A 15,651-nucleotide genomic window follows, 5' to 3' on the forward strand; every position below is an offset into this window, starting at 1 on the left:
TACCAGCTGGTACCGGGCCTCCCGTCCGTCATGGGGTCGCGTCTAGCGGCCGAGGAACTTCTGCAGGCTGGCCAGCTCTTCCTCGGTGGGCGCCTTGCCGCCCTTCGGACCGCCGAGTCCGAGACCGGACCCGGTGGGTGCCTGCTGCTGCGGCTGCGCCGCCGCACCCGACGCGAGCGCCGCGCGCTTGGCGGGGTTGCCGACCTTCTTCTTCTTGGCGCCGCCCTGCTGCTGCTTCTTCTTGCCGCCGTGCATGCCCGGGATCGGCCCCATGCCCGGCATCTGCGGCACGCCACCACGGGCGACGGTGCGCATCATCTTCGCTGCCTGCTCGAAGCGGTTGACGAGCGCGTTGACCTCGGTCACCGTGGTGCCGGAACCCTTCGCGATGCGGAGTCGACGCGAGCCGTTGAGGAGCTTCGGGAGCTCGCGCTCCTGCTTCGTCATCGACTGGATGATCGCCTCGGTCCGGACGATCTCGCTCTCGTCGAAGTTGTCGAGCGCCTCGCGCATGCCCTTCGCGCCCGGGAGCATGCCGAGCATGCCCTTGATCGAGCCGGCCTTGCGGAGCTGCTGCATCTGCGCGAGGAAGTCGTTCAGCGTGAACGAGTCGGTCGCGATCTTCTCGGCGACCTTGCGCGCCTCGTCCTCGTCGAACGCGGACTGCGCCTGCTCGATGAGCGACAGGATGTCGCCGAGGTCGAGGATGCGGCTCGCCATGCGGTCCGGGTGGAACGGCTCGAAGTCGTCGAGCCCCTCGCCCGTGGACGCGAACATGATCGGGCGGCCCGTGACGCTGGCGACCGACAGGGCCGCACCACCGCGGGCGTCGCCGTCGAGCTTGGACAGGACGACACCGGTGAAGTCGACGCCCTCCTGGAAGGCGCGAGCGGTCGCGACGGCGTCCTGACCGATCATCGCGTCGATGACGAACAGGACCTCGTCCGGGTCGACGGCCTTGCGGATGTTCGCCGCCTGCTTCATGAGCTCGGCGTCGACACCGAGTCGACCGGCGGTGTCCACGATGACGGTGTCGTACTGCTGGTCGACCGCGGCCTTGATCGCGTTCTTCGCGACCTTGACCGGGTCGCCGACGCCGTTGCCGGGCTCGGGAGCGAACACGTGCACGCCGGCCTGCTCGCCCACGACCTGGAGCTGCTGCACGGCGTTGGGACGCTGGAGGTCCGCCGCGACGAGCATCGGCGTGTGGCCGTCCTTCTTGAGCCACTTGCCGAGCTTGCCCGCGAGCGTCGTCTTGCCGGCGCCCTGGAGGCCCGCGAGCATGATCACGGTCGGCGGTCGCTTCGCGAACTCGAGTCGGCGCTGCTGGCCGCCGAGGATGCCGACGAGTTCCTCGTTGACGATCTGGACGACCTGCTGCGCGGGGTTGAGCGCCTTGTTGACCTCGTCCGAGAGCGCACGTTCCCGCACCGAGGCGGTGAAGGCCTTGACGACCTCGAGCGCGACGTCCGCGTCGAGCAGGGCCCGGCGGATCTCGCGGACGGTGCCGTCGACGTCGGACGGGGACAGACGACCCTTGCTCCGCAGGTTGCGGAAGGTCTCGGTCAGCCGATCGGAGAGTGAGCCGAATTGTGCCATGGTCCGACGATTCTACAGGGCCACCTCCGACCGCCCCGGACCGCCCACCGCCCGGTTGTTGGACTGCGTCCAGGAACCGGGGTAGCGTGCTCGACGTGCCCCAGCTCGAGATCATCCGCTGGCCCGGGCTCCTCGACTACGAGGAGGGCCTCGCCGTCCAGCGGTCGTTCCACGCCGACGTCGTCGCCGGCCGCTCCCCCGGCGTCGTCGTGCTCTGCGAGCACCCGAGCGTCTACACGGCCGGGCGCCGCACCGAACCCGCTGACCTGCCGACCGACGGGTCCCCGGTCGTCGACGTCGACCGGGGCGGACGCATCACGTGGCACGGGCCGGGGCAGCTCGTGGCCTACCCGATCGTCCGGCTCGCCGACCCGCTCGACGTCGTCGCGTGGGTCCGCGACCTCGAACAGGTCGTCCTCGACGCGGCGGCCTCGGTCGGGGTCACCGCCGGACGGGTCGACGGGCGCAGCGGTGTCTGGGTGCCCCGACCGGGCGGCGGCCCGCACGACAAGGTGGGCGCGATCGGCCTGCACGTCGCTGAGCACGTCTCGAGCCACGGCATCGCGGTCAACTGCGACAACGACCTCGCCCCCTACGGCGCGATCGTCCCGTGCGGCATCGCCGACGCGGGCGTCACCACCCTCAGCCGCGCGACCGGCCGCCACGTCACGGTCGACGAGGTCGCCGCCCTCGTCGGGCCGCGGATCCAGCAGGCGGTCGACGGCATGCACGCCGGTCACCGCATCAGCAGCACCACGCGACAGGAGGTCGCCGCATGACCCTCGCCCCCGACGGCCGCCGCATGCTCCGGGTCGAGGCCCGCAACGCCGCGACACCCATCGAGACGAAGCCCGCCTGGATCAAGACCCGCGCGACGCAGGGCCCGGAGTTCCGGGACCTCTCCGCACTGGTCCGGGACAAGCAGCTGCACACCGTCTGCCAGGAGGCCGGCTGCCCGAACATCTTCGAGTGCTGGGAGGACCGGGAGGCCACCTTCCTGATCGGCGGCTCGCAGTGCACCCGGCGCTGCGACTTCTGCCAGATCGACACCGGTAAGCCGAGCCCGCTCGACCGGGGCGAACCCCGGCGTGTGGCGGACTCGGTCGTGTCGATGGGCCTCAAGTACGCGACCGTGACCGGGGTCGCCCGGGACGACCTCGACGACGGCGGCGCCTGGCTCTACGCGGAGACCATCCGACAGGTCCACGAGCACTCCCCCGGCACCGGCGTCGAGATCCTCGTACCGGACTTCAACGGCCGCCCCGACCAGCTCGGGCAGGTGTTCGACGCCCGCCCGGAGGTCTTCGCGCACAACGTCGAGACCGTGTCGCGCATCTTCAAGCGCATCCGGCCCGCGTTCCGCTTCGAGCGCTCGCTCGACGTCCTCACGCAGGGCCGCGACGCGGGCCTGGTGACGAAGTCGAACCTCATCCTCGGCATGGGCGAGGAACGGCACGAGGTCGTCGACGCACTCGAGCAGCTGCACGAGGCGGGTACCGACATCATCACGCTGACGCAGTACCTCCGTCCGTCGCCGCGGCACCTGCCCGTCGCGCGGTGGGTGACGCCGGAGGAGTTCGTCGACCTGCGCGAGATCGCCGAGGACATCGGCTTCGCGGGTGTGCTCGCCGGTCCGCTCGTGCGCTCGTCCTACCGGGCGGGCCGGCTGTGGGCGCGCGCCACCGTTGCGCGCGGGGGCACGGTGCCGCCGCACCTCGCCCACCTGCTCGAGGCGACCCCGGGTCGCCAGGCCGTGTAGCGCCGATCCGGCGACCGACGGACGGACGGGAGGCCCGGTACGAACTGGTACCGGGCCTCCCGTCCGTCCGTGGTCACGTCCGACGTGACCGGCCGACGCTACGCGCGACCGCGGATGCTCCGGAGGAGCCAGCCGATGACCGCCAGCAGGATGAGCACGATGCCCACCCAGAGCAGGAACTTCAGCGCACCGACGAAGATGCCGCTGAAGAGCAGGACGAGGCCGACGATGATCGCGATGATCAGCAGTGCGGGCATGAGGGTCTCCAATCCCTGGAACGAGACCGAGCGGACGCCCGGGCCGAAGCGGACACTACTCGCGAGCCGGCGACGCCGTTCCCCGAGCACGGAGCCCGGCAGCTGCCCCCGGTCGGGGATCCGGCCCCGGGCGGTCCGCGTCGCGGTCCACCGCACGGCTCCGCAGGAACACCACCGCCAGGATCGGCAGCAGGACGATCTGCCCCCAGATCCCGATGGTCTGCGCCTCGTCCGCCCAGGTCCGGGCGGAGACACCCACGGCCTTCAGCGCGAACGAGTGGAACCACCCGACGAAGAGCAGCAGGTTCGCGGTCACGTAGGCCACCACCCACCCGAGGCGGATCCGCACGACGGCGAAGAACGGCGTCAACCAGAGCACGTACTGCAGCGAGTCGACCTTGTTCGTGACGAGGTACGCACACAGCAGCGCCGCGCTCGTCTCGATCCAGGGCATGCGGCCGCGCCGGAGCCCGATGACCAGACCGACGGCGAGCACGGCCAGCACGGCCACGGCGGTCGCCGCCGTCGAGAGCAGGTTGAGTCGGAGCTGGACCTCCGGGCTGCTCTGCGCGGACCACGGCTGCAGCGCCCAGTACCAGACCGACAGGGTGCTCGGGTCGATGTCCCGGGTGCCCTGGAAGCGGATCACGGAGAACCACGACGTGGCGTTGACGAGCACGAACGGCAGGTTCGCGGCGAGGACCACGCCGAGCGCGCCGGCCACCGCCCCGGCGGCACGACGGACCCGGTCCGGCCAGGACGGCCCGGCGTCCACGAGGAGTGCGAGGACGAACGGTGCCACGAACGCGAGCGGGTACAGCTTGAACGCTCCGCCGAGTCCGAACAGCGCGCCCACCACGACGGCACGCCACACCGGCGCACGTCCGGCCGGCCACCGCACCGCGGCGAAGACGCCCGCGGTCGTGCACACCACGGTGAGCAGGTCCCAGTTGTAGAGCGCGTAGAGGAACAGCGGCGGTGTCGCGGCGAAGATCCACGCGCGCCGGCCGGCCATCCGGGCGAGGAGGACGGTCACGACCACCACCACCGGCACGAACGTGAGCGCCGTCACCACGAGGAACCCGCGGCTGGACCCGACCGGCAGGGCGCTGAGCCAGGCCCACAGGCCGGTGAGGGTCGGGTACTCGAGCGTGCCGGGCGGCAGGCCGCGGGTGGTCAGCGGCCCGACGTAGGGGAACACGTGCGATGCGAGGTCGCGGATGCCCCAGAGGCTCAGGGTGTCGCCGAGGCAGGCGTGTCGTGTCACGTACGCCAGGTCGAGACCCTCGCCCGCGCACTGCAGCTTCTGGAACAGGCTCCCGACGGTCAGGCCGACGGCGACCACGCACATCACGACGAGCTCGACGGCGGCGACCCCGCCGGCCGGACGGACGCTGCTGCTGCCGGCGATCGCGCGCGTGTTCACGCGCTCGGCGTGGGCGTCCGCTGCGGCTCCGGCGCTCCGTGCACCACCGACACCTCGTCGTCGCGGTCCACCGCCCGGCTGCGCAGGAACACGACCGCCAGGATCGGGAGCAGGACGATCTGCGCCCAGACACCGATCGACATCGCCTCGTCCGCGTAGGTCCGCACGGTGGTCCCGATCGCCTGCAGGTAGATGTGCCGGAACCACCCGGCGAAGAGCAGCGTGTTCGCGGCCAGGTAGGCGATCACCCAACCGCTGCGGATCCGGACGAACACGAAGAACGGCGCGAGCCAGAGAGCGTACTGCAGCGAGTCCACCTTGTTCGCGACCAGGTAGGCGCAGAGGAGCGCCGCGCTGGTCTCGATCCAGGGCATGCGACCGCGACGGACCCCGAGGACGAACCCGGTGACCAGCACCGCGAGCAGTGCCACCGCCGTCGCTCCGGTCGCCAGCAGGTTCAGCGTGTGCTGGAACGCGGGCGAGTCCTCGGCCGACCACGGCTGGAAGGCGTAGTACCAGACCGAGAGCGTCGCCCCGTCGATGTTCCGGATGCCCTGGTAGCGGATCACGGAGAACCACGACTCGGCGTTGATGAGCACGAACGGCAGGTTCGCCACGAGGACCACGCCCACCGAGCCCGCCACCGCGCCGAGGGCACGGCGCACGCGATCGCCCCACGACGCGGTCGCGTCGACGAGCAGGGCGAGGACGAACGGCGCGACGAAGACGAGCGGGTACAGCTTGAAGGCACCGCCCAGACCGAACAGCGCACCGACGACGACGGCCCGCCACACCAGCGACCGCCCGGCCGGCCACCAGACCGCCACCGCGATCGCGACGACCGTGCACATCACCGGGAGCAGGTCCCAGTTGTAGAGCGCGTAGAGGAAGAGCGGCGGCGTGGCCGCGAAGAACCACGCCCGGCGTCCGGCGACGCGGGCCAGCGCCACGACGGTGACGACGACCACGGGCACGAAGGTCAGCGCGGTGACCACGAGGAACCCGTGCAGCGAGCTCACCGGCAGCGCGCTCAGCCACGCCCAGATCCCGCTGAGCGTCGGGTACTCGAGGCTCCCCGGCGGCAGCCCGTTCTCGCCGAGCGGCTGCACGTACGGGAACACGTGCGACGCGAGCTCGCGACTGGAGAACAGGCTCACGGTGTCCGCGAAGCAGGCCTTGCGGGTGGCGGTCACGAAGTCGACCCCGGGGGCGGCGCACTGCAGCTTGTGCAGCAGGCTGCCGATCGTCAGCCCGACCGCGACCACGCACATCACGACGACCTCGAGCACCGAGACGGTGGCCGGCGGTCGGGTCCCTCGCCCGCCGGTCGTGGACGGCGCGGTCGCGGACGACACCACGGCGCTCAACCGACCAGGTTCTGGACGAAGACGTGCGGGGTGAAGCCGGTGAGGTCGTTGATGCCCTCACCCTGCCCGATGAGCTTGATGGGGATGCCGGTCTTCTCCTGCACGCTGAGCACGAAGCCGGCCTTGGCCGATCCGTCGAGCTTGGTGATGACGAGTCCGGTGACGCCGGCACCCTCGATGAAGGCCTGCGCCTGGGCGAGACCGTTCTGCCCGGTGGTGGCGTCCAGGACGAGCAGCACCTCGGCGATCTCGGTCTGCTTCTCGACGACGCGCTTGATCTTGCCGAGCTCGTCCATCAGGCCGGCCTTGGTGTGCAGTCGGCCGGCGGTGTCGATCACGACGATCTCGGTACCGTCGCGCATGGCCTTCTCGACCGTCTGGTACGCCACCGAGGCCGGGTCCTGGCCGGGCTGCGCCGGTCGGACGACCTCGACCCCGGCGCGCTGCGCCCACGTCGCGACCTGCTCGACCGCCGCCGCGCGGAACGTGTCCGCCGCGCCGACCACGACCGTGCGGTCGTAGGTCTTGAGGAACTTCGCGAACTTGCCGATCGTCGTGGTCTTGCCGACGCCGTTGACGCCGACGACGAGCACGACCGCCGGGCGGTTGCTGAGCTTGAGGGTCGTGTCGAGCTTCGACAGGCGCTCCTCGAGCACCTCGCGGAGCATGCGCTGCAGGTCGGCGGGGTCCGTCGTGCCGTACCGGTCGACGCGGGCGTGGAGGTCCTCGATGACCTCGTCCGCGATGTCGGGGCCGAAATCCGCACCGATCAACGCGGTCTCGAGATCGTCCCACGTGGTCTCGTCGATGGTCTTCCGCTGGAACAGGCCGCGCAGACGGGTGGACAGTGACCAGGAACTCGCCATGCTCCCAGCTTAGGGCGCGACCAGTGGGCGCTGCGCCCGGTATCCTCGGTTCCTGAAGGGGAGTACTCCCGCGCGGCGCACCCGTCAGTACGGTCTGGGACGATCCAGACCCGGGACGCCGGTCGTGTCCGACCAGTCGGTCGACACGGCGGAGGAGACCTTCAGGCATCGGCGTACCCGCTCCGCGGGACGCCCCGAACCTGAAGGACATCCATTGGACGTTCCCCTCTTCGTCTGGCTCCTCACCATCGCGGGCATCCTCGCGCTGCTGGTGTTCGACTTCTACTCGCACGTGCGGACCCCGCACGTGCCGCACATCAAGGAGTCCGCGTTCTGGTCGGCGTTCTACGTCGGGCTCGCGATCCTGTTCGGTGTCGGGATCCTGGTCTTCGGCGGCGGTCAGGCCGGTGGCGAGTACTTCGCCGGCTGGTTGACCGAGAAGGCCCTGTCGGTCGACAACCTGTTCGTCTTCCTCATCATCATGTCGAGCTTCGCGGTGCCGAAGGAGTTCCAGCAGAAGGTCCTGCTGGTCGGCGTCGCGATCGCCCTCGTCGCCCGAGGCGTCTTCATCGCCCTCGGCGTCACGATCATCGAGAACTTCTCGTGGGTCTTCTACCTGTTCGGCGCGCTGCTGTTCTGGCTCGCCTGGTCGCAGGCGAAGGGCGGCGGGCACGACGAGACCGAGGGCGACTCGAAGCTCATCCGTGTCCTGCGTCGCATCATCCCGACCACGGACGACTACCACGGTGACAAGCTCACGGCCCGTGTCGACGGCAAGCGCCTGTTCACCCCGATGCTGCTCGTCATGGTCGCGATCGGCCTCACCGACGTGCTGTTCGCCCTGGACTCGATCCCCGCGATCTTCGGTCTGACGCAGGACGCGTTCATCGTGTTCACCGCCAACGCGTTCTCCCTGCTGGGTCTGCGTCAGCTGTACTTCCTCATCGCGGGGCTGCTCGAGCGCCTCATCTACCTCGGTCAGGGCCTGGCCGTCATCCTCGCCTTCATCGGCGTCAAGCTCGTCTTCCACGCCATGCACGTCAACGAGCTGCCCTTCATCAACGGCGGCGAGCACATCGAGTGGGCCCCGGAGATCCCGATCTGGTTCTCGCTGAGCTTCATCGCGCTGACGATCGCGGTGGCCACGGCCGCCTCGCTCATCGTCTCGAAGAAGCGCCAGGAGCGCGGCCTGACCCCGACGGGCGAGCCGAAGGAGGCCGTGGAGGCCGACGCGAAGTAGTCGCGACCACGTGGCGGACGGGAGGCGCGGTGCCGGCTGGCACCGCGCCTCCCGTCCGTCTCCGCACCCCGAGACTCGCTCCAGCGGACGGTTTCGCGGTGTCCCCGTCACGAACGTGCCCGCCGAGCCGAGTCTCGCCGTGCGGCCGCCAGCGCGCCAGCGCGACGCGGGCCGGGCGCGGGCGCGGGCGCGCTACGCGACCGCGGCCGCGGCCGCGGGCTCGCGCCGCTGCACGCGCTGGCCGACCACGGCGGACACGCCGTCCTGCCGCATCGAGACGCCGTACAGCGCGTCGGCGATCTCCATCGTGCGCTTCTGGTGCGTGATCACGATGAGCTGCGACGACTCCCGCAGTCGCTCGAACACGGTGAGCAGCCGCCCGAGGTTGGCGTCGTCGAGCGCCGCCTCGACCTCGTCCATGATGTAGAACGGCGACGGCCTGGCGGTGAAGATCGCCACGAGCAGGGCCACCGCCGCGAGCGAGCGTTCACCGCCCGACAGGAGCGTCAACCGGTCGATCTTCTTGCCCGCGGGCTTCACCTGGACGTCGAGCCCCGTCGCGAGCATGTCGTCGGGGTCGGTCAGCGTGATCGATCCCGTGCCGCCCGGGAACAGGATCGGGAAGATCACGTCGAACGCGGCCTTCGTGTCGTTGTACGCCGCCTCGAAGATCGTCTGCATCTTCGTGTCGAGCTCCTCGATGATGGTGAGGAGGTCGGTCCGGGTCTTCTGCAGGTCGTCGAGCTGCTCCGCGAGGAAGGCGTGCCGCTGCTCGAGCGCCTGGAACTCCTCGAGCGCGAGGGGGTTCACCTTGCCGAGCCGGCCGAGGTCCCGCTCCGCCGCTGCGAGCCGCTGCTCCTGCTCCGCGCGGACGTACGGCACCGTCTCGACGTCGGCGGGGTCGACCTCGTCGGTGGTGTCGAGCTCGGGCAGCGCCGGACCGCCGGGCAGTGTCGACTCGGCGTCGACGAGCCCGGGCAGGTCGGCGTCGACATCGACATCGACATCGGCGTCGACATCGGCGACGGCGGTCGTGGCGGCGTCGCCATCGGGAGCGTCCGCGTCGGGCGCCGCTGCGGCCTCCGCCGCCGCCCGTGCCCGGTCGGCCTCGCGGTGCCGACGCGCGAGCACCCGTGGGTCGACCAGGACGTCCACCGGCACCGGCACGTCCGGCCCGTACTCCGCGACGAGCACGGCCTCGTTCAGCCCGAGGTCGCTCTGCGCGCGGTCGAGCACGCCGGACACGTGCAGCTTCTTCTCGTAGATCTCCATCTCGAGCGAGTGCACGCCGTCGGTGATGGTCTGCAGCCGCTCGCGGAGCTCGCGCTCCTCGTTGCGGACGACCTGCAGCTCGGTGTTCCGCTTCGTGCGCTCGGCCTCCTCGGTCGCGAGCTGCACCCGGGCCTCGGCGAGCGACCGGTCGACCGCGCCGAGCACGCCCGGCAGGTCGGCGAGCACCCCCTCGGCGACGGCGATCTGTCCGCGCCGGATCACCGCGAGCCGCGCTGCCTCCTCCGCAGCCGCACGCTCCGCCTCGAGCTGCCGCTGCAGACCGGCTGCACGGTTCCGCTCCGACCGGGCCCGCTCCCGCACGGTCTCCACCTGGATGCGCTGCTCGATCTCCGCGGCCCGCGCGGACTCGACGGCGTCCTGCAGCGCCGGGCGCCCGGACGCGTCGACGACGGGTCGCGGTCGCTCCTCGAACCCCCGCAGCGCGTCCTCGGCCCCGGCCAGCGCGGCGTCGACCGCCTCGACCGCACCGTCCGTCTCGCCCAGGGCGGCGCGCAGACGTTCCACCTCGGCCGCGGCGTTCTCCGCCCCGGCGCGGACCGCGGCACTGGAGCGGTCGTAGTCGGCGACCGCCGCGGTGTGCGCGCGCAGCGCGCGATCGGCCTCGTCGGCACGGCGGCGCACGTCCTCGACCTCCTGGCGAGCGGCCTGGAGGCCCGTGGCCGCGTCCGCCGCGTCCGCCGCGACCGCGTCACGGCGGGCCTGCGCGTCGTCGCGTTCCGCCACGAGCTCGATGCGGGAGACCGTGCGCGCGCCACCGCCGGTCACCCGGACGGTGCGGACGAGGTCACCCGACCGCGTGACGACCGTCGCGTGCGGGGCGGCGGCGAGCACGGCCTCCAGGTCGACGTCGTCCGCCACCGCGACCAGCGTCCCGCGGAGCACCGCGGTGATCGCGGTCGGCCCCTGCACCACGTCGAGGGCCGGACGCACGCCCGGCGGCAGCGACGCGGGGAGCCCCGGCCCGTCGAGCTCCGCGTCCGCGACGACGACGTCCACGCGGCCGAGGTCGGCGCCGCGCGCGTGGGCGACCGTGGCGAGGGCGGTGCCGCGGTCGGTGGCGAGGACCGCGTCGGCGAGCCCGTCCAGCGCTGTGGCGATCGAGGCCTCGAACCCGGGCTCGACCGTCAGCGCGTCGGCGAGGCGACCGAGCACGCCGTCGCGCCGGGCGTCGATCACCGCCTGCGACCCGTCCCGGACGTCGATCGACATGCCGAGGGCCGCGACCCGGGCGTCGAGTGCGTCGCGCTCGCGTTCCAGGGCGTGGAGCCGGTCGCGCAGGGTCTCGCGCGCCGTCTGCGCTGCCTCGAGCCGCTGCCGCGCCGTGTCGTGCGCGGCGGCGAGTGCGTCCGCGTCCACCCCGGCGGAGGGGTCGTCCCCGATGTCGTGCAGGGCCGCGGCGGCACGCGCCGCTCGGTCCTCGGCCTCGGCCAGTGCCCGGGCCCGCCGTTCGCGGTCCGCGACGACGGAGGCGCGGCGCGACCGCTGCACGTCCACGGCGTTGCGGAGGCGCTGGGCCTCGAGGTCGTGCTGCGAGACGAGCGCGGCCTGCGCGGCGATCTGCTCGTCGAGGGCGTCCAGGCGGGCCCGCGCCTGCTCGACGGCCGCCGCCGCTGCCCCGGACCCGGCTGCCATCTCGGCAGCACGGGCCTCGAGCCGGTCCGCCTCGGCACGGACGCCCTGCACCCGCTCCGGCGTGATCGTGGGGCCCTGCTGCGGCGCGTCGGCCTGCTGGGCGAGGAACATCAGGCGCTGGTTCGCCAGGCTCGACAGCCCGCGGAGCCGCTCCTGCACGCTCTCCAGCCGGTGCACGACGGTCCGGGCGCGGTCGACGGCGTCACCGACCATGCTCTGCTCGACCTGCTGCTGCCGGGCACGGGTCTGGTCGAGGCGCTCCTGCAGGACGATGCGCTCGGACTTCCGGCCCGTCTCGACCTCCTGGTGCTCGTGGAGCTCACGGCGCAGCCGGACGACCTCGTCGGCCAGGAGGCGGGCCTTGGCGTCGCGGGCCACCGCGGCGACGGACTGCGCCTTGCGCGCGACCTCGGCCTGCCGACCGAGCGGCTTCAGCTGCCGACGGATCTCCCCCGCGAGGTCGGACAACCGCGTCAGGTTCGTCTGCATGGCGTCGAGCTTGCGGAGCGTCTTCTCCTTGCGACGCCGGTGCTTGAGGATCCCGGCGGCCTCCTCGATGAAGCCGCGGCGGTCCTCCGGCGTGGCGTGCAGCACCTTGTCGAGCTGGCCCTGCCCGACGATCACGTGCATCTCGCGACCGAGCCCGGTGTCGCTCAGGAGTTCCTGCACGTCGAGCAGCCGGCAGTTCTCGCCGTTGATGGCGTACTCGCTGCCACCGTTCCGGAAGAGCGTGCGGGCGATCGTCACCTCGGAGTACTCGATCGGCAGCAGGCCGTCGGTGTTGTCGATGGTCAGGAGCACCTGCGCGCGACCGAGGGGACCGCGCGTCGAGGTGCCTGCGAAGATGACGTCCTCCATCTTGCCGCCGCGGAGCGTCTTCGCGCCCTGCTCCCCCATCACCCAGGCGAGGGCGTCCACCACGTTCGACTTGCCCGAGCCGTTCGGGCCGACGATGCAGGTGACGCCGGGCTCGAACGCGAACGTCGTCGGCTGCGCGAAGGACTTGAACCCCTTGATGGTCAGGCTCTTCAAGTACATGCGGGTCTCCGGGTGCTCGGTTGCGCGTCAGGCTAACGCCTGCGTCGGCGCGGAGCGGGTTGGCACACGGGGCACCGGTGGCTCGACCGGTTCATGAAGGCCTCGCGCACGATGGTCGTGCCGCAGCGCGGGCACGGCTTCCCCTGCTGCCCGTACACCGCGAGACGCTGCGAGAAGTACCCGGACTGCCCGTTCACGTTGACGTACTGCGCGTCGAAGCTCGTCCCGCCGTCCTCGAGGGCACGGGCGAGCACGGTGCGGACCTCGGCCAGGAGCCGGTGCAGGTCGGCCCGCGGCAGGCGGTCGGCCGGACGGTCGAAGTGCAGCTGCGCGGCCCAGAGCGACTCGTCGGCGTAGATGTTGCCGATGCCGCTCACCACGCCCTGGTCGAGCAGGACGCGCTTGATGCCGCTGGAACGCTTCCGCGCCATCGCGACGAAGCGGTCGTCGTCGAACGCCGGGTCGAGCGGGTCACGGGCGATGTGCGACACCTGGGTCGGGATGCTCCTCCGCCACGGCGCGTCGGGGTCGTGGGCGTCGACCGCACCGGCGGACCCGGCCGGGGCCCCGTCGACGGTCGGCACCATCGCGTCGATCGCCATCGACCCGAAGGTCCGCTGATCGACGAACTCCAGCGCGACCGGCTGCTCGGGACGGCCGTCTCGGTCGGTCCCCGTCGGTTGCACGTCGATCAGGATGCGGCGGTGCTTCGCGGCCGGTCGGTCGCGGCCGAGCAGGACCTGACCGGACATCCCCAGGTGGGTGACGAGTGCCTCGGGTCGGTCGCCGTCGCGCTCGGGGACGAGGGGGAACCACATGAACTTGCCACGGCGCACGGCCGCGGCGATCGTGCGGTCGGTCAGGCGTTCGGCGAAGTCCTCGGCCGGGCCGTCGTGCCGGGTGAGTGCGCGGTCGTCGACCACGTCGACGTGCAGCACGCGGGCACCGCTGACGGCGGGTTCGAGGCCGGCACGGACCACCTCGACCTCGGGGAGTTCGGGCACGCGGTCAGGCCGCCCGGCCGGAGAGCCGCGTCCACGCCTCGAGCGCGGCGGCCATCTCGGCGGTCTTCTTGCTGGTGCCGGACCCCGTCGACACGTCCTCGCCCTGCAGCACGACCGTCGCGTGGAAGGTCTTGTCGTGGTCGGGGCCCTCTTCGGTCACCCGGTAGGCCGGGTTGCCGAGGGACAGGCTCGCGGCGAGCTCCTGCAGGCTCGTCTTCGGGTCCATGGCGGCGCCGAAGCGGTCCGGGTCGACGAGCAGCGGCTCGACCAGTCGCAGCACCAGGTCCGTGGCGGCGTCGGGACCGGCGGACAGGAACGTCGCACCGATGACGGCCTCGACCGTGTCGGCCAGGATCGACGCCTTGCCCCGGCCGCCGGTCTGCTCCTCGCCCTTGCCGAGGCGCAGGTAGGAGCCGAGCCCGATCATGCGGGCGATCTCGGCCAGGGCGACCGTCGAGACGAGGCTGGCGCGCCGCTTGGCGAGCTCACCTTCGTCGAGGTCGGGGAACGACCGGAAGAGCTTCACGGTCACGGCCTGGCCGAGGATGGAGTCCCCGAGGAACTCGAGGCGCTCGTTGTGCTTGATGCCCCCGTGCTCGTACGCGTACGAGCGGTGCGTGAGGGCGAGCTGGAGCAGCTCGGCGTCGATCTGGACGTCGAGGATGCCCTGCAGACGAACGACGTCCGGCCCCACGGGGCGGGACCCCGTGGCGCCGGACGTCGCTGTCATGTGGTCCGGTCCGATCAGACGTCGGCGACCTTGCGGCCCTTGTACTCCATGTACAGGGCGGTGCCGGCCGAGTCCTCGACGACCTTCGCGCGGTGCGGGAGGCTGTAGGTGACCTTGCCGTTCTCGATCGTCTTCACGAGCTGGACCGGCGCGGCCTTCCACTGCGAACGACGGGCGTGCGTGTTGGCACGGGACTGCTTGCGCTTGGGAACGGCCATGGTGGTTCTCTTTCGGTTGGTCGGTGGTCAGGGTCGAGGTGCGTCAGGCCGTGCGGCCGTCGCCCTCGGGGCTCTGGGTGGGGGTGCTGTCGTCGGCATCGGTGCTGTCGGCGTCGGTGCTGTCCGCGTCGGCGCCCCGGAAGCCGCTCAGCGCGGCCCAACGCGGGTCGACGACCTCGCGCGGGGTGACCTCGCCGAGGTCGGCCAGCCGCTCACCCGTGACGGGGTCGAGGCCGGGGCAGTCCGGCCGGCAGACCGGCTGGAACGGCAGCGCCAGCACTACCGCATCTCGAACGACCGGTTCACAATCCACGTGGTCATCGTGAACGAAGAAGTCGAAATCCTCCGAGACATCGTACGCGAACAGCTCGGCGAAGTCGACTTCGACCGGTTCGCTGATGTCGATGAGGCAGCGCGAGCACTCCCCCGTGGCCTCGGCCGAGGCGTGTCCGGAGACCAGGACACCCTCGTGCAGGCCCTCGAGCTTCACGTCGAGCTGCAGCGTGGCGCCCTCGCGCACGGCGATGACGCCGGCACCCATCGCGTCCGGCACCTCGACGTCGAGCGAGTGCTCGCGCATCTCGCCCGGCCGGTGCGCGAGGTCGCGCACGCGCAGGGCGAAGGGGCTGTTCACGGGGGAAGACACGATCGACGAGTCTACCGCGATCTCCTGCGGACGTCGAGGACGCCCGGGACGCGGCGTGTCAGCGCCCGAGGTGCTCGGCCAGCGCGTCCGCGACGACGACGGGCACGTAGGGCGTCACGTCGCCCCCGAGCGTCGCGACCTGGCGGATGAGGGAGCTCGACACGTGCGCCCGCGACGCCTCGGGCAGCAGGAAGACCGTCTCGACGTCGGCCAGGTGCCGGTTCATGATGGCCATCGGTGTCTCGTACGCGACGTCCTCGCCCGAGCGCACACCCTTCACGAGCACACCCGCACCCACCTGTCGGCAGTAGTCGACCAGCAGGCCGGAGGTCCACTCCCCGACCCGGACGCTGTCCGGTGCCCCGGTCTCGACGAGGGACTGCTCGATCAACCGCACCCGGTCGGCGGCGGCGAACATCGCGGGCTGCTTGTCCGGGTTGTGCACGACGAGCACGTGCACCTCGTCGAACAGCCGCGCGGCACGCCCGATGACGTCGAGGTGCCCGAGGGTCACTGGGTCGAAGGAGCCGGGGACGACGGCGATCTGGGCCATGTCCGTCACGCTACCGGCCGACG

At 71.6% G+C, this 15,651-nt stretch carries 14 protein-coding genes; 3 read left to right on the forward strand and 11 right to left on the reverse strand.

Annotated elements, in window-relative coordinates; genetic code table 11:
- Window positions 1-42 precede the first annotated feature (42 nt).
- Window positions 43-1,599, reverse strand: a complete 1,557-nt coding sequence (gene ffh / locus NI26_RS09695; protein ID WP_066654840.1) for a signal recognition particle protein — start codon at window positions 1,597-1,599, stop codon at window positions 43-45.
- Window positions 1,600-1,694: 95 nt separating this feature from the next.
- On the opposite strand from ffh, the gene lipB reads away from it, so the two are divergent.
- On the forward strand, window positions 1,695-2,378 hold the full coding sequence (gene lipB / locus NI26_RS09700) for a lipoyl(octanoyl) transferase LipB (RefSeq protein WP_066658363.1): 684 nt from the start codon (window positions 1,695-1,697) through the stop codon (window positions 2,376-2,378).
- Window positions 2,375-3,358, forward strand: a complete 984-nt coding sequence (gene lipA / locus NI26_RS09705) for a lipoyl synthase (protein ID WP_066654842.1) — start codon at window positions 2,375-2,377, stop codon at window positions 3,356-3,358. Before lipB ends, lipA begins: the two co-directional genes overlap by 4 nt.
- Before the next feature lie 98 nt (window positions 3,359-3,456).
- Here lipA and NI26_RS17010 read toward each other — a convergent pair whose 3' ends face one another.
- Genes NI26_RS17010 through ftsY form a run of 4 tightly spaced genes read right to left on the reverse strand, consistent with a single transcriptional unit; the run spans window position 3,457 to window position 7,274 of the window.
- Entirely contained in the window at window positions 3,457-3,615 is a 159-nt protein-coding gene (locus NI26_RS17010; RefSeq protein ID WP_137767577.1) for a DUF4175 domain-containing protein, read from the reverse strand.
- 55 nt (window positions 3,616-3,670) lie between these two features.
- Window positions 3,671-5,041: a hypothetical protein gene (locus tag NI26_RS09710; protein WP_066654844.1), complete on the reverse strand. Its 1,371-nt coding sequence runs from the start codon at window positions 5,039-5,041 to the stop codon at window positions 3,671-3,673.
- Window positions 5,038-6,408, reverse strand: coding sequence for a hypothetical protein (locus NI26_RS09715; RefSeq protein ID WP_144411318.1), 1,371 nt, complete (start codon window positions 6,406-6,408; stop codon window positions 5,038-5,040). Before NI26_RS09715 ends, NI26_RS09710 begins: the two co-directional genes overlap by 4 nt.
- Window positions 6,405-7,274, reverse strand: coding sequence for a signal recognition particle-docking protein FtsY (gene ftsY, locus NI26_RS09720; RefSeq protein ID WP_058748735.1), 870 nt, complete (start codon window positions 7,272-7,274; stop codon window positions 6,405-6,407). Before ftsY ends, NI26_RS09715 begins: the two co-directional genes overlap by 4 nt.
- Window positions 7,275-7,488: 214 nt before the next feature.
- On the opposite strand from ftsY, the gene NI26_RS09725 reads away from it, so the two are divergent.
- On the forward strand, window positions 7,489-8,514 hold the full coding sequence (locus tag NI26_RS09725; RefSeq protein WP_066654849.1) for a TerC family protein: 1,026 nt from the start codon (window positions 7,489-7,491) through the stop codon (window positions 8,512-8,514).
- Window positions 8,515-8,706: 192 nt separating this feature from the next.
- Here the strand turns inward: NI26_RS09725 and NI26_RS09730 are convergent, their stop codons facing one another.
- The 6 genes from NI26_RS09730 to coaD all read right to left on the reverse strand — a co-directional run bounded on the left by NI26_RS09730 (window position 8,707) and on the right by coaD (window position 15,628).
- Window positions 8,707-12,477 (reverse strand): chromosome segregation SMC family protein, encoded by a 3,771-nt coding sequence (locus NI26_RS09730; protein WP_066654851.1) that lies wholly within the window; start codon window positions 12,475-12,477, stop codon window positions 8,707-8,709.
- Window positions 12,478-12,509: 32 nt separating this feature from the next.
- Window positions 12,510-13,481, reverse strand: coding sequence for a bifunctional DNA-formamidopyrimidine glycosylase/DNA-(apurinic or apyrimidinic site) lyase (gene mutM, locus NI26_RS09735; RefSeq protein WP_066654856.1), 972 nt, complete (start codon window positions 13,479-13,481; stop codon window positions 12,510-12,512).
- A gap of 4 nt (window positions 13,482-13,485) precedes the next feature.
- Window positions 13,486-14,211, reverse strand: a complete 726-nt coding sequence (gene rnc / locus NI26_RS09740; protein ID WP_066654858.1) for a ribonuclease III — start codon at window positions 14,209-14,211, stop codon at window positions 13,486-13,488.
- Window positions 14,212-14,225: 14 nt separating this feature from the next.
- Entirely contained in the window at window positions 14,226-14,429 is a 204-nt protein-coding gene (gene rpmF / locus NI26_RS09745; protein WP_058728177.1) for a 50S ribosomal protein L32, read from the reverse strand.
- A 43-nt stretch (window positions 14,430-14,472) separates the two neighbouring features.
- Window positions 14,473-15,063 carry a YceD family protein gene (locus NI26_RS09750; RefSeq protein ID WP_066654860.1) on the reverse strand — a complete coding sequence of 197 codons (591 nt, stop codon included), beginning with the start codon at window positions 15,061-15,063 and terminating at the stop codon, window positions 14,473-14,475.
- A gap of 70 nt (window positions 15,064-15,133) precedes the next feature.
- A complete protein-coding gene (gene coaD, locus NI26_RS09755; protein WP_066654861.1) occupies window positions 15,134-15,628 on the reverse strand; it encodes a pantetheine-phosphate adenylyltransferase in 495 nt (164 codons plus the stop codon).
- Window positions 15,629-15,651 lie beyond the last annotated feature (23 nt).

The organism is Curtobacterium sp. MR_MD2014 (assembly GCF_000772085.1).
Classification (GTDB): Bacteria; Actinomycetota; Actinomycetes; order Actinomycetales; family Microbacteriaceae; genus Curtobacterium.

Coding starts and splice junctions, on each gene's coding strand:
- rnc (WP_066654858.1), bottom strand. CDS start 14,211: ATGACAGCGACGTCCGGCGCCACGGGGTCCCGCCCCGTGGGGCCGGAC.
- coaD (WP_066654861.1), bottom strand. CDS start 15,628: ATGGCCCAGATCGCCGTCGTCCCCGGCTCCTTCGACCCAGTGACCCTC.
- rpmF (WP_058728177.1), bottom strand. CDS start 14,429: ATGGCCGTTCCCAAGCGCAAGCAGTCCCGTGCCAACACGCACGCCCGT.
- NI26_RS17010 (WP_137767577.1), bottom strand. CDS start 3,615: ATGCCCGCACTGCTGATCATCGCGATCATCGTCGGCCTCGTCCTGCTC.
- ftsY (WP_058748735.1), bottom strand. CDS start 7,274: ATGGCGAGTTCCTGGTCACTGTCCACCCGTCTGCGCGGCCTGTTCCAG.
- ffh (WP_066654840.1), bottom strand. CDS start 1,599: ATGGCACAATTCGGCTCACTCTCCGATCGGCTGACCGAGACCTTCCGC.
- lipA (WP_066654842.1), top strand. CDS start 2,375: ATGACCCTCGCCCCCGACGGCCGCCGCATGCTCCGGGTCGAGGCCCGC.
- NI26_RS09730 (WP_066654851.1), bottom strand. CDS start 12,477: ATGTACTTGAAGAGCCTGACCATCAAGGGGTTCAAGTCCTTCGCGCAG.